General features: G+C 47.9%; 15 protein-coding genes. 4 read left to right on the forward strand and 11 right to left on the reverse strand.

What is annotated here, in order from left to right:
* From RMO52_RS18320 to patD, 4 genes are all read right to left on the reverse strand, one after another.
* On the reverse strand, positions 1-193 hold a 193-nt coding region (locus RMO52_RS18320; protein WP_310417101.1), incomplete at its 3' end, for a hypothetical protein.
* Between the two features lie 122 nt (positions 194-315).
* Complete coding sequence (locus tag RMO52_RS18325; protein WP_309742109.1) at positions 316-1,968, reverse strand: ABC transporter ATP-binding protein; 1,653 nt, start codon at positions 1,966-1,968, stop codon at positions 316-318.
* Positions 1,969-2,154: 186 nt separating this feature from the next.
* On the reverse strand, positions 2,155-2,721 hold the full coding sequence (locus RMO52_RS18330; protein ID WP_309745025.1) for a zf-TFIIB domain-containing protein: 567 nt from the start codon (positions 2,719-2,721) through the stop codon (positions 2,155-2,157).
* 98 nt (positions 2,722-2,819) lie between these two features.
* Positions 2,820-3,179 (reverse strand): heterocyst frequency control protein PatD, encoded by a 360-nt coding sequence (patD, locus tag RMO52_RS18335; protein WP_309745027.1) that lies wholly within the window; start codon positions 3,177-3,179, stop codon positions 2,820-2,822.
* A 429-nt stretch (positions 3,180-3,608) separates the two neighbouring features.
* On the opposite strand from patD, the gene RMO52_RS18340 reads away from it, so the two are divergent.
* A complete protein-coding gene (locus RMO52_RS18340) occupies positions 3,609-5,867 on the forward strand; it encodes a RelA/SpoT family protein (RefSeq protein ID WP_396135046.1) in 2,259 nt (752 codons plus the stop codon).
* Positions 5,868-6,204: 337 nt separating this feature from the next.
* Here the strand turns inward: RMO52_RS18340 and RMO52_RS18345 are convergent, their stop codons facing one another.
* Complete coding sequence (locus RMO52_RS18345; RefSeq protein WP_309745109.1) at positions 6,205-6,489, reverse strand: hypothetical protein; 285 nt, start codon at positions 6,487-6,489, stop codon at positions 6,205-6,207.
* 82 nt (positions 6,490-6,571) lie between these two features.
* The gene (locus tag RMO52_RS18350; RefSeq protein ID WP_309745107.1) at positions 6,572-7,324 is read right to left on the reverse strand and encodes a response regulator transcription factor; all 753 of its coding nucleotides are present in this window, start codon (positions 7,322-7,324) and stop codon (positions 6,572-6,574) included.
* A gap of 314 nt (positions 7,325-7,638) precedes the next feature.
* Here RMO52_RS18350 and RMO52_RS18355 point away from each other — a divergent pair, with 314 nt between their 5' ends.
* The gene (locus RMO52_RS18355; RefSeq protein WP_309745105.1) at positions 7,639-7,887 is read left to right on the forward strand and encodes a DUF6761 family protein; all 249 of its coding nucleotides are present in this window, start codon (positions 7,639-7,641) and stop codon (positions 7,885-7,887) included.
* A gap of 83 nt (positions 7,888-7,970) precedes the next feature.
* Here RMO52_RS18355 and grxD read toward each other — a convergent pair whose 3' ends face one another.
* From grxD to RMO52_RS18375, 4 genes are all read right to left on the reverse strand, one after another.
* The gene (gene grxD / locus RMO52_RS18360; protein WP_309745103.1) at positions 7,971-8,294 is read right to left on the reverse strand and encodes a Grx4 family monothiol glutaredoxin; all 324 of its coding nucleotides are present in this window, start codon (positions 8,292-8,294) and stop codon (positions 7,971-7,973) included.
* 59 nt (positions 8,295-8,353) lie between these two features.
* Positions 8,354-8,611 (reverse strand): BolA family transcriptional regulator, encoded by a 258-nt coding sequence (locus tag RMO52_RS18365; RefSeq protein ID WP_309745101.1) that lies wholly within the window; start codon positions 8,609-8,611, stop codon positions 8,354-8,356.
* Positions 8,612-8,665: 54 nt separating this feature from the next.
* The gene (locus RMO52_RS18370; protein ID WP_310417109.1) at positions 8,666-9,118 is read right to left on the reverse strand and encodes an NAD(P)H-quinone oxidoreductase subunit N; all 453 of its coding nucleotides are present in this window, start codon (positions 9,116-9,118) and stop codon (positions 8,666-8,668) included.
* A gap of 177 nt (positions 9,119-9,295) precedes the next feature.
* Entirely contained in the window at positions 9,296-10,051 is a 756-nt protein-coding gene (locus tag RMO52_RS18375; protein ID WP_310417112.1) for a hypothetical protein, read from the reverse strand.
* Between the two features lie 257 nt (positions 10,052-10,308).
* On the opposite strand from RMO52_RS18375, the gene RMO52_RS18380 reads away from it, so the two are divergent.
* The gene (locus tag RMO52_RS18380; protein WP_310417115.1) at positions 10,309-10,884 is read left to right on the forward strand and encodes a 5-formyltetrahydrofolate cyclo-ligase; all 576 of its coding nucleotides are present in this window, start codon (positions 10,309-10,311) and stop codon (positions 10,882-10,884) included.
* Positions 10,885-10,929: 45 nt separating this feature from the next.
* Here the strand turns inward: RMO52_RS18380 and ruvB are convergent, their stop codons facing one another.
* A complete protein-coding gene (ruvB, locus tag RMO52_RS18385; protein WP_310417121.1) occupies positions 10,930-12,069 on the reverse strand; it encodes a Holliday junction branch migration DNA helicase RuvB in 1,140 nt (379 codons plus the stop codon).
* A 534-nt stretch (positions 12,070-12,603) separates the two neighbouring features.
* On the opposite strand from ruvB, the gene RMO52_RS18390 reads away from it, so the two are divergent.
* The coding region (locus tag RMO52_RS18390; RefSeq protein WP_310417118.1) for a rod shape-determining protein at positions 12,604-12,797 on the forward strand (194 nt) is incomplete at its 3' end.

The raw sequence follows: 12,797 nt of genomic DNA on the forward strand, positions 1-12,797 counted from the left end.
ATAATAAATGTGGGTCTTGGAGCAATACATTAGACGATTGTTCGACAGCCGCCGTATGCGTGCCGATCGTATATCCAACCAGTGCCGTAGTAGTAGGTAGCGTAAATTGCCGTAATGTCGAACCTTTGCCACTGAGATGAAAAATTAGCGACATAATACTGGCAATACTGGCAGCGAACGTCCAGATAGTCATGTTGTGTATCCCAGTTTTTGTCAAATATAAATTACCGATCGACAGTTAAAATCTGTGCGATCGATATCGCGAGTCATATTAACACGCATTGGGATAAATTTGCTGCTAGAATTTTTAATCTTTTAACCGTGCTGTGCCAGTAATGGTGCCGCTGCTAAGAGTTCTTGAGTGTAAGGTTGTTGGGGATTGCTAAAAATCTGTTGTGTGTCGCCCATTTCCACGATTTGTCCGCGATTCATCACGGCAATCCGATCGCACAAAAATCTCGCCAGCCAGAGATCGTGGGTGATAAATAAATAGGTAAGCTGATGTTCGCGTTTGAGTTCGAGCATCAGATCTAGAATCTCGGCTTGAATCGTGGCGTCTAGCATACTGACGGGTTCGTCGCAAATGACTAATTTCGGCTTGGTAATCAAAGCGCGGGCGATGCCAACGCGCTGCTGCTGTCCGCCAGAGAGCTGATTTGGGTAGCGATCGAAGTATTCAGTAGCCGGGTTTAAACCGACGCGTTCGAGCATCGCTAGGACTTGCGATCGCGTCTGTGCGGGCGTAGCATTTATCTCGTGAATGATTAAGGGATCGGCGATACTTTCACCGATGGTCATCATCGGATTGAGGGAGGCGCTGGGATCTTGGAAAATCATCTGCATATCCCGCCGTTTGGCGCGGATTGCCGCAGGTGATAGATGGGTGAGTTCTTCGCCGCAGAATGTCACCGTCCCACCAGTCGCGGGCACTAATTGGAGGATCGTCCGCGAGAGGGTACTTTTGCCACAGCCAGATTCACCGACTAATCCAAAGATTTCGCCTTCGTAGAGTTCGAGCTGGACATTATCGACAGCCTTATTGATGGTGGTTTTGGCATTGGTGAGTATCCGCTGAAGCAAATTAGTTTCGATCGTGTAATGCTTTTGGAGCTTATCGAGGGTCAGGATCGGTTTCTTGATTGCTAGCGCCGTTGCTGTCAATTCTGTAACTCGGTCGTTTGCCTGAACGTGGAGCGCGGACTTGAGGAGAGTTTGAGTGTATTCAGCTTGAGGATTGCCAAAAATATTGGCGACGGTACCTTCTTCTTCCTTACGCCCTTTATTCATCACCACGATCCGATCGCAATAAGTCGCGATCGTCGCTAGATCGTGGGAAATTAACAGCAGTCCCATCTGGCGTTCTTGACACAGCCGCGTCAATTCGCGTAAGATTTCCGCCGATACGCGCACATCCAAACTCGTCGTCGGCTCATCCGCAATAATCAACTTCGGATCGAGCAATAAAGCTAACGCGATCGCGACTCGCTGGCGCATACCGCCGCTGAATTCGTGCGGATACTGGTTCCAGCGATCGGCAGGGATTTGGACGGCAGCTAGGGTATCTAGAGCGCGTTGCTTGGCTTGTTGTCTAGTTAGATTTGGCTCGTGAGCTTGGAGCGTCTCCAGACAGTGATTCCCGATCGTCATCAGCGGATCGAGCCGCGTCATCGGATCTTGAAAGATCAAGCCCACCACTTCCCCCCGAAAGCGCCGCACGGCTTCAGCATCCATGTCTGGCACGGATTGCCCCTCAAATAAGATTTTGCCCTCAATCCGCGAATTGGCGGGTAACAGCCGCATTATTGCCTTACCCAGCGTAGATTTACCACATCCCGATTCCCCCACAAAGCCAATCTTTTCACCCGCTGCCAATTCAAACGACACATCCTCAATGGCGTGTGCTACTTGCTGGCTCGATTCGGCTTGAGGGTAAGTTATCCAGAGGTTTTGGACGCTGAGTAATTTCATGGGGGAGATGGGAGATGGGAGTTGGGAGTTGGGAGACGGGAGTTGGGAGTTGGGGAGATGGGGAGTGGGGGAGTGGGGGAGTGGGGGAGTGGGGGAGTGGGGGACGGGAAGATGGGGGAAAATTCACCTCTTACCTCTTACCTCTTACCTCTTACCTTTTACCCTCTCCCATCTCCCATCACCCATCTACCCCCTATCCCGCTCGAATCGCCGCATCAAATAAGCGGCGGCAAAATCGCCATTGGGATGTTTGACGAGGATATCGGCGAGATCGAAAACTCGCTGTGCCATTTCGACACCGACTTTATCGATGACGGCTTGACGTTCGAGTTCGTGGAGATGACTGGCGCGGACTTGAGCTTGCCAAGCACTAGAAAATATGAGGGGGATATTTTTATCGAGTTGCAATTGTTCGAGGACTTCCCATTCGCCCCGATCGCACCAGATCCCCCCACAAGAGAGACAATGTTCGAGATAGAATGGCTGCTTGAGGGCGATTTTACCTCTGGCCATCATGGGGCCACATTCGGGACAGGGTGCTGCTTTGGTGTCTAAGGCGCTGGGGGTATAGGACAAATGATAATTTTGGGCTAGCACGTCGCGGTTAGGTGGTGCTGCGGGACGCTCGTCGCGCCAGACTTGGTAGTTATGTCCGGGAATCCATTCACCCTCACACTCTCGACAATGTTTTGTCAACAACATGTCGCTGATAATGCCATTGACTAGCTCGGATTTACATTTGGGGCACTGCATCGTTAAAATTCGGTTGACAATTGATAGTGATGACGTTCGCTGTAGCGGTGTGTTCTGCTAGAGCTTCATACCCCAATTCAGCAACACCGTAAGTTAAATTAAGCAAGATCCTCAGCACCTGTATCCGCCACAGCTTGGCAATATTGAATGATGAGCTGGAGTTTATCCTGATAAGCTTGACGACGTTGCGAAATGGTAGCGGGGTTGCGGGCTGTAGCGATAAGCATGACATCCATCGATAATAGCCGCAGCAGCCGATGGCTTTCGGTGACGTACGATCGCATTTTACCAGCGATAGGATCTGGCAGACCATCGAGATCCTGGACGATAATATTGGATTCAAATAACTCGATCGCTTGACTCAGAATCACTTTTGGGTCGGGCGCAACGTCATTTAGCAAGTTGCTCAGCAGGGTAGATAATTGTTGCCAGATTAAAATCTGTTCGGTTGGCAACATAAATAACTTAGTTAGAATAGAATATTATGTAAACAATTTTACACTTACAATTGCCGATCGAACGTTACCTTCCAAGCTGCTCCGATCTTATAAGCCTCAGACTACATTGCTGCTCTAAATTACGCTCGGCTTAGTTAGAATCGATCGCGTCCATCGCTAAATGCTGCTGTCAGCCAGCCACATAGCTGCATCTCAATTAGCTCGAATCATCACAGCGCGGCTGCTAATTGAGTTTTCAATCTTTTGCATTAGTTCGTCGATAGTTCCCAATTTTGTTGGTATTCACTCCTTTTATTCCCTCCCACCATGACTACTCCCACCTCTGTTTCCATTGATGATGTACCTGCTGATGCTTTGGCGGAGCCTTTCTGCGAAGGCAGACGCTTCGCGAACGGAACGAAAATCGCGACACCCGAAACCGAAACAGCGATGACTTACAATTGTCCGATTCCCGAATGGTTGCAACAGTGCTTAGCTGTCGAGCCAAGCGGCACCCCAGCAGATCTCGATGTTCTGCCGGAGACACTGAGCGATCGACAGTTGATTAAGAATGCTTTTCAATTTGCTTACAAGCTACATGGCGATCAAAAGCGTAAATCTGGCGAACCCTATATTTGTCACCCGATCGCCGTAGCGGGATTGTTACGCGATTTGGGTGGCGGTGCGGCGATGATTGCGGCAGGATTCCTGCACGATGTAGTTGAAGATACCGAGATTAAAATCGATGAGATCGAGACGAGATTCGGTCAAGAAACCGCACACTTGGTCGAAGGCGTAACTAAGCTCTCAAAGTTTGAATTTTCGAGTAAAAAAGAACAGCAAGCTGAAAACTTTCGGCGGATGTTTATTGCCATGGCGCAAGACATTCGGGTGATCGTAGTTAAGCTCGCTGACAGGTTACACAATATGCGTACCCTCGATCATTTACGCACCGAACGACAGCAAGCAATCTCGCAAGAGACTCGCGATATTTTTGCACCTTTAGCCGATAGACTGGGCTTAGGGCGGATTAAATGGGAATTAGAAGATCTCTCATTTAAATACATCGAAGCTGAAGATTATCGCCGCATTCAAGACTTAGTTGCTGAAAAGCGAACTGCCAGAGAGAGCCGAATTGCCAACGTCACGGAGATGATTCGCCATCGCCTCGAACGAGCTAAAATCAAATATATCGACCTGAGCGGTAGACCCAAACATTTGTACAGTATCTATCAAAAGATGCGGTATCAGAAAAAAGAATTTAGTGAGATTTACGATCTGACAGCGATTAGAATTATTGTCGAATCTAATCATGAATGTTATTTAGCTCTAGCCGAAATTCACGATATATTTAAGCCCATTCCGGGTCGATTTAAAGATTATATCGGTCTGCCAAAAAATAACCGTTATCAGTCATTACATACTACCGTCGTCGGTTTTACGGGGACGCCCTTGGAAGTCCAAATTCGGACATTAGAAATGCACAACGTCGCCGAATATGGGATCGCCGCGCACTGGAAATACAAGGAAAACGCCAAATCCGACAAGTCCGAAGAAAACCCTGACGCTAGCAAACCCACACCAGTTAGACGCACGGAAGTAGATGAAAAATTTGCCTGGTTGCGACAATTATTAGAATGGCAAAATGACGTCAAAGACGCGATCGAATTTGACGATCATCTCAAAGATCACTTACTCGAACGCGATGTCTATGTCTTCACCCCCAAAGGTGAAGTCGTCTCCCTCCGCCAAGGTTCTACCGCTGTCGATTTTGCTTACCGGATTCATACTGAAGTCGGCAATCACTGTGCTGGTGCCAAAGTCAACGATCGGATCGTCCCCCTATCGCGCACGCTTTCTAACGGTGATATCGTCGAGATTATTACCCGCGAAAATAGTCGCCCCAGCCTCGACTGGCTGAACTTTGTCGTCAGTCCCGGCGCACGCAACCGGATTACCCAATGGTATAAGCGATCGCATCGCGATGAAAATGTGGCACGGGGACGCGAATTACTAGAGCGCGAACTCGGCAAAAATGGTCTAGAAGCCCTCTTAAAGTCCGAACCGATGCTCTCTGTCGCCGTGCGGTGCAATTACGTCACCGTGGAGGATTTACTGGCTGGTTTAGGCTATGGTGAGATTACTCAAAAGACAGTCGTCAATCGCCTCCGCGAGACGATCAAAGATCGCGAAACGCCGACAGCGGAACTACCACCAACAATCGCCCCCAAGCAAACGACGCCCCAAAATAGCGATTTCCCGATTTTGGGTATTGAAGGGCTGTTGCATTACATCGCCGGATGTTGTAGCCCGATTCCGGGCGAGCCAATTATCGGGATCGTCACGCGCAATAGCGGTATTTCCATTCATCGCCAAGGCTGTATCAATGTCGAACAAATGGATGGCAATCGGTTGTTACCAGTGAGTTGGAATACCCAAATCGCCAAAGAGAAACCCCGAACTTATCCCGTGAGCATCCAACTGGAAGTACTCGATCGCGTTGGCGTTCTCAAAGATGTCTTGTCCCGCTTGACGGATAATAAAGTTAACGTTCGATCGGCAAATGTGATTACGCATTATGCCAAGCCCGCGACGATCGATCTATCGATCGAAGTCAGTGACAAGGCGCAACTCGAACGCTGCTTTGCTCAAATCAAGCAGATGAGTGACGTGTTAAATATTCGACGGCTAACTCAATCTGAGAACTAATTAAAGCAACGTGAATAGTGGATAGTGGATAGTGGATAGTGGATAGCGAAAAGTGCGTTCTTGGAGTTTCCCCAAAAACGCACTTTTCAAGACAGTGGCTAGTTCTAGTACTTAGGATTAAGTTTTGAGTGTATTTCGATCGATGTTTATGTATCGGTGCAAGATATGATTGCGATCGATTCTTTATTATATTTAAGCGAGTAACTACTAATGATTTTAGACGAAACTATGCAAAATGCGATCGCTGGCGGACTCGCAATCGCAATCTCAATCGGTGCGATGTTGATGATGTTTAGTAACGTGTGGACTACTAAAAAATAGCCTGCTGACCGAATTTCTAGCTGTGGCGATCGACAGCAGTAATGTTAAAAGCTTGACTGGTATTGTATTCAGCTCGTTCGTTAGCACACTCGACGCGGGTGGCGTCTGGGCGAGGTGAAATCGTCCCGATCGCTTCGAGATCGCGGAGGATATAATTGAGCTGGTTGGCGATCGCACCGAGCGAGATGGGCGATTGGCTCTCATGCTGACGACTGGCTTGTAAAAAGTGCAGCCGCATCTGCCAGGTAGAGTGGTTGGGGTGCTTAGTTAGGTACTCGATTACGGCTTGACGACTAATCATCTGCTATTACTCCTTGCGGTTATTACTATTTTTACCCGATCGTGAACAAATGTGTAGCTATCTTCACAATTTCGTCGTTATTCTAATAATTTAAGCGATAACCGATTTTGCGGACTGTCTCGATCCAGTCGTTATCACCAAGCTTTTTGCGGAGGGTGAGTACATGACTATCGACCGTTCGTGGATTGTCAATATCGATATCCCAGGCGCGTTTAAGTAGTTCTTGACGATGGACTGGTCGCCCATTTGCTTGCGCTAAAACGATCAAGAGACTAAATTCCTGGGGGCTAAGATCGATTCTGGCGGCGATCGACGATCGATCCGAGTTGTGCGCCAACTTGCTACGAATGGATGGCTCTACCGGGATTTGCGGGGTATCTGAGCGCGTTGCTAAGTGCTTTCTCAGATAAACGCATCGCCGCACTAAATCGATGCGTAAATTGCCACAAGTTATCTCCAGCGGAATGACGTTCGTCACTCGGCTGCGGCGCAATAAAGCTGACACTCGGGCGAGAAATTCCGGCATCCCAAACGGTTTTTTGAGATAATCATCAACACCTGTCTCCAGAGCGGCGACGAGATCGAGATCGCGCACTCGCGCCGATAACATCAACATCAGTGAATTGCCCTGCGGATACAACCACTGACAAAATTCGATCCCTTCGCCATCGGGTAAATCTGAATCGACGATCGCCAGTGTCGGTAGTTGCCGATCGCACTCCTGATAAGCTTGGGCTAAAGTTGCCGATTGTTGTACCTGATAACCCGCTTGTTGCAGATGCCAAGCTAGTAGCGATCTTAAATTGTGATTGCCTTCAATGACGTGAATCTGCACACTTTTTTGAGAATACAACTAGCAGTCTTCGATCCGATTAAATGCCCCATCTCTCCACCAATTTACAGACCCCAATCCTCAGTCGATCGAGCTACAGACATCAGCACGGCAACCAGTTAAACTAGTTAACAACGGTTGTTAAACCCGGAACATTTAACGATTTGGACATGTCTGACTCAGCAGGGATCGGTCTGCACCACCGGGACTAAGGCGTATTTTCCACACTGCAACTATTCAAAGTATAGATTACAGTAAAATTATGCCCAGTCGAGCATTTTTGAGATATCCTGTTTAATACGTCTAAGGATTTAGCCATGCTGCAAACTATAGAAACGATCGGGCACTACCAAAAGATTACCGATGCCTTAGTAGAAATGTGGCATCGCGGCTACCGCTTTGATGACCTCCGATTGTATCTCGATGGTTATTTAGCAGCATTGCGTAGCACTAATGCGCTAGAAGCCTATCAAATCAATCGACTTGAAGAGGAAACGATGCGTTACGTTTACGATCCTTCCAACTTTGAATTACCAGAGCTGCAAAAGGAACCAGATTATTACTAACGATTTCATGATGATGAGTTCGATCGGCAGTTGTCGAACGATGATTAGATCGCTTGACAACTGCTAATTAATAGCTAGCAAAATTAACTAGCTAAAGCAACTTCCACTAATTGTTGCAGTTCGCCCTTTTGATACATTTCGGTCATAACATCCGAGCCACCCACAAATTCACCATTGATATATACTTGGGGAATTGTCGGCCAGTTAGAGTATTCTTTGATGCCTTGACGAATATCTTGGTCGGCGAGGACATCTACGGTTTCGTAGGGTACGCCCAGGATATTCAGAATCTGCACTACTTGATTGGAGAAGCCGCATTGAGGCATTAATTTATTGCCTTTCATGAAAACTACGATTTTGTTATCGGCGATCGTTTTGCCGATTCTTTCTGCTGTGGGTGTGGTCATGTGAGGATCCAGGATAGGTAATGGGGTACGGGATGCGAACTGCTAACTGGAACTAACTCTTATGTTTGAGCTTGCCAAGTAGCGGGGGTATATGTTTTGAGTGCGAGAGCATGAATTGCGCCGCTAGCCATCGCTTCGCTGACGGTACTGTAAACCAACTGATGTTGTTGGATCAGGGTCTTGCCTTCAAATTGGGCGGATACAACCACAGCTTGATAATGATCGCCGCCGCCAGTAAGATCGACGATCTGAACGATTGCTTCTGGCAAACCTGCTTCGATGCTGGCTTTAACTTGACTGGGAGAAATCGCGCTCATACTAAAAAACTGTGAGAGATCTTGATTATAACTGGATCGAGCGCGAGCCGATCTTCAAGAGCTGGCGATGTCTGCCAGCTTCACCCACCGGAATTGACGATCGCCACCTAATTCGATGACAATTTTCACGCGTGGCTCTAGAGTCGGAAATTGGGCTAGATAAGCTAGCTCTTGGTTAGATAGAACCTGTCCGTCAATCAACCATAATACTAAGCCTTTTGCGGTAGCTGGCATGGTTGCCAGCCGGGTATCGATTATCGGTGGGATGAAGTAGGTGCGGATCTCCTTTTTGCCAACGTGAGGGGGGCGAACGCCGTGGACGCCAGCCAGATAAGCACCGATATCACCGATCCCTCTAGCCGACAGTGACATGTTTTCGTAGCCAGTCGCTCGCAGGCGGCGTTGATATCTTCCCTCAAAACCCCCTTCTAGCGGGGCATATACGCCCAATGCTCCCGATTGTTCTAAATCGCGGATAAATGGTTTACCAGTCGTAATTAAGGGCATCTCGACATCCTGATAGGAGTTATTCTATTCCTGGCGATCGCCAAACCGATCGATTGCGGTCATTTGGCTGCGCGACTGGAGATCGGTTGAAGTTTTCAGCGATCGCCGATCGACTTACATTATGGCAATTTCTTCACTCATAATTATGCCATAAATCGATCGCCCACAGTGGTAAATTTACTCAAGGATATTGATGCCATCGTATACTAGCGCCATCAGTTCGCCCCGATCGTTAAATTCGAGCGCTGCTGGTTTGGGAGTCAAGATCGCAATATTTTCAAATGCCCAGCAATTACCACAAGATCGTGCTAAATCGATGAGGAGCTGGATCTGGGGAATCTCGACCCCAATTTGGTGGAAATAGTCAAAATAACTTAGATAAGCAATCCGGTAATCTTGAAGTGTTGTCGGTAAAGACATCGGATCGAGGTGCGGATGACTTTTTTGGATTTCACAGATCGAAACTTGATTGAGAAAATCACCCAGCGGATCGAAAGCCATCTGGTGTTGCTCACCGACAATCGTTGCACGCGGATTGGCATAAGCTTTAACGACATCAATAAATTCTGGCGCAATTTGCTCATCGATCTGACGATCGCAACTGTTGCAGATTTGGTGTAGTATACTGCTACCTACATCGACCAAATCTGGACGATCGAGTAAGATTTTCATCGCTGTGAGCGGATTTTCCGTCCACAGCACCCGCGCTCGATCCAGCCCAGCATATAGATAACAAGCATTAATCGCATTTTCGGCGAGTTCGCGATCGGTAGTGCGATCGTCCAATATTGCGGCCCACTTTTCCCTGCTTTGTGGGATATAATCTACTTCTAACTTGACTAGTTTGCGACGCTCCATTGAAACCTGTGCTAGTTGCTGAGATGAGAACTCATTTTTCACCGACCTAACCATTGTATCAATAGATAATGACATAGCAACTCCATGTGAAAGTGATGTGGTGAGAAGATCGAATACTCTTGAGCTAACTTTTAGCAAGTGATGAGTTATTTGCCAATAGCTAGATAATTTAGATCTAGTCTAAGTCTTGCTCTGACTGGCTTTAAGTCGCATCGATCGAACGATGGAAACATCTAGAAACCACAGGTTAGATCGAGAGCTAACTACTAGAATTTTAACTAACTATTTGCTAGATCCGCCTGCTTAATTTGGCGGATAAACGGTAGTAATAGATGACGACGATGACACCAGCCAATTACTCGCCCAAACAGACGTTACGCAGCCAACTGCTCGATCGACGCCAAGCTTTACCAGCCCTAGTTTGGCAAGCACACAGCGAGCTAATCTGCGATCGACTCTCCGCAAATACCGCATTTAGGGACGCACACACCGTGCTTGCTTATCAAAGCTGTCGCCAAGAGCCAAGTCTCAACTATCTATTTACCCATCATCACAAGCAGTGGGGATTACCGCGATGTCTCGATCGAGATCTCCAGTGGCATCGCTGGAAACCTTTGCAAACACTAGTTTCTGGCAGTTATGGCATTCTCGAACCACCGCCAACATCGCCCTTATTATCACCACAGGAGATCGACTTAATTTTGGTACCAGCGATAGCTGTCGATCGCGATGGGTATCGGTTGGGCTATGGTGGTGGTTATTACGATCGACTGCGCGCCGATCCACTCTGGCGCAAGATTCCGACGATCGGCATTATCTTTGATTTTGCTTATGTCGATCGACTGCCGATCGATCCTTGGGATGTGCCCGTAGATGCAGTGTGTACGGAATTAGGCTTTAGGGATTAGGCTTTAGGGATTAGGGCGTTGCTGAATTCAGAGGCACCTAAGTAGTTACTCCTCTAGTAACGATAACTGTGCGCCGCTGTCATTCCCTCCTTTTAAGCCCAGATGCTTCCGCGCTGCTGCCGTCACTACTCGTCCCCGTGGCGTCCGGTGGAGATAGCCAATTTGTAATAGATAAGGCTCATACACAGATTCGATCGTTTGGCTATCCTCACCTGTCGATGCTGCCAAAGCTTCCAATCCAACCGGGCCACCATTAAACTGCTCCGCCATCGTCGTCAATAATAGTCGATCGACCCAATCTAAGCCCAGCGGATCGACATTATAAATCTCCATCGCCGCGCTAGCGATCTCGCCATCGATTTGGGTATGACCTTTGACTTGAGCATAGTCCCGCACCCGTTTTAACAACCGATTGGCAATTCGTGGTGTACCACGCGATCTTCTGGCAATTTCTGCCGCACCTTCAGGTGTTACTACAGTTTGCAAGATATCCGCCGTCCGTTGGACGATCAGAGTCAGCTCGTCTACCTCATAAAAGCGTAACTTCTGTACTAGTCCAAATCGATCGCGTAATGGTGATGTCAGCGAACCCACCTTCGTTGTTGCGCCGACGAGGGTAAATTTGGGTAATGGAATGCTCCGAATTTTAGCCGTATTCCCTTTACCGACTGTAATATCTAAGCGAAAATCCTCCATCGCTGGATACAGAATTTCCTCCGTCATCCGAGGAAGGCGATGAATCTCATCGATAAATAAAATATCACCGGGCTGCAATCCCATCAAAATCCCCACGATATCGCGCGGACGTTCCAAGGCGGGAGCCGCTGTAATCTTACAATTGACGCCCATTTCCGAAGCCAGAATTAGGGACATCGTAGTTTTCCCTAGTCCTGGCGGCCCGTATAATAGTAAATGATCGAGGGATTCTTTGCGGACTTTAGCCGCTTGAATAGCGATATCGAGGACACCTTTGAGATCTTTTTGACCGATATACTCATGGAGACTACTCGGTCTGAGGCTTTCTTCTTGAATCTTTTCCTCAGAGGTGGTGACATCTGCCTGCAAAATTTCCGCGTCAGCGGTTGTTAATTCAGGATTGGGAATTAGTGGCTTGGGAATAGTTTTCTTCTTCTCTTTAGGCTGCTGTGCGGCATCGGCTGGCTGTTTGGAGGAGATAATTGCCATATCAGACGGGAGATGAACGATTTCCCTCATTATCTCAATTATTAGTCGATCGCGATCGGGTAATAGTTGAATTAGGGTAAAGGGTAAAGGGTAAAAGGTAAGAGGTAAAAGGTAAGAGAGCAATTATTCATCTCCCAGTCCCCCAGTCTCCCAGTCCCCCAGTCTCCCAGTCTCCCAGTCCCCCAGTCCCCCCATCTCCCATCTCCCATCTCCCATCTCCCATCTCCAAATCTGTCGGCGATCGCAGCTAGACGAACGAAGCAAAACATAATAAGATTCACCCAGTAGCAGGAAATCTTATCTTTTTGAGGTAAAATCTGTTCGACTGCATCGAGCTGTAGCACATCAGATCGTAGCTGAAAAATTTGTACCTAGCGGCGTTGAGAACCGATTGTGGCTGGGGCATAATGAGTAAAACCTACATCGTTCTTGACTACTGCTAGGAAGCAGGTTCAATGCATCATTATTTATAATCAGGGAGCAAAGAGGCGCGTGGGTTTTTTCAATCGCTTTTCCTTATCCAGGGACATGGGTATGGATCTAGGAACTGCCAATACATTGGTCTATGTAACTGGCAAAGGTATCGTGCTGGCAGAACCTTCAGTAGTGGCGATCGACCAAAATACTAAAATGCCACTAGCAGTAGGTGTCAAGGCGAAGATGATGTTGGGGCGCACCCCCGGTAATGTCATCGCGCTCCGTCCGCTCCGCGATGGCGTGATTGCTGA

This window comes from Chamaesiphon sp. OTE_8_metabat_110, assembly GCF_031382685.1.
Lineage (GTDB): Bacteria > Cyanobacteriota > Cyanobacteriia > Cyanobacteriales > Chamaesiphonaceae > Chamaesiphon.

What these genes read in the sequence shown, in the direction of transcription:
- RMO52_RS18330 (WP_309745025.1), bottom strand. Translation starts at nt 2,721, where the DNA reads ATGCAGTGCCCCAAATGTAAATCCGAGCTAGTCAATGGCATTATCAGC.
- RMO52_RS18370 (WP_310417109.1), bottom strand. Translation starts at nt 9,118, where the DNA reads ATGCCCTTAATTACGACTGGTAAACCATTTATCCGCGATTTAGAACAA.
- RMO52_RS18355 (WP_309745105.1), top strand. Translation starts at nt 7,639, where the DNA reads ATGCTGCAAACTATAGAAACGATCGGGCACTACCAAAAGATTACCGAT.
- ruvB (WP_310417121.1), bottom strand. Translation starts at nt 12,069, where the DNA reads ATGGCAATTATCTCCTCCAAACAGCCAGCCGATGCCGCACAGCAGCCT.
- RMO52_RS18345 (WP_309745109.1), bottom strand. Translation starts at nt 6,489, where the DNA reads ATGATTAGTCGTCAAGCCGTAATCGAGTACCTAACTAAGCACCCCAAC.
- RMO52_RS18365 (WP_309745101.1), bottom strand. Translation starts at nt 8,611, where the DNA reads ATGAGCGCGATTTCTCCCAGTCAAGTTAAAGCCAGCATCGAAGCAGGT.
- patD (WP_309745027.1), bottom strand. Translation starts at nt 3,179, where the DNA reads ATGTTGCCAACCGAACAGATTTTAATCTGGCAACAATTATCTACCCTG.
- RMO52_RS18380 (WP_310417115.1), top strand. Translation starts at nt 10,309, where the DNA reads ATGACGACGATGACACCAGCCAATTACTCGCCCAAACAGACGTTACGC.
- grxD (WP_309745103.1), bottom strand. Translation starts at nt 8,294, where the DNA reads ATGACCACACCCACAGCAGAAAGAATCGGCAAAACGATCGCCGATAAC.
- RMO52_RS18375 (WP_310417112.1), bottom strand. Translation starts at nt 10,051, where the DNA reads ATGTCATTATCTATTGATACAATGGTTAGGTCGGTGAAAAATGAGTTC.
- RMO52_RS18325 (WP_309742109.1), bottom strand. Translation starts at nt 1,968, where the DNA reads ATGAAATTACTCAGCGTCCAAAACCTCTGGATAACTTACCCTCAAGCC.
- RMO52_RS18340 (WP_396135046.1), top strand. Translation starts at nt 3,609, where the DNA reads ATGACTTACAATTGTCCGATTCCCGAATGGTTGCAACAGTGCTTAGCT.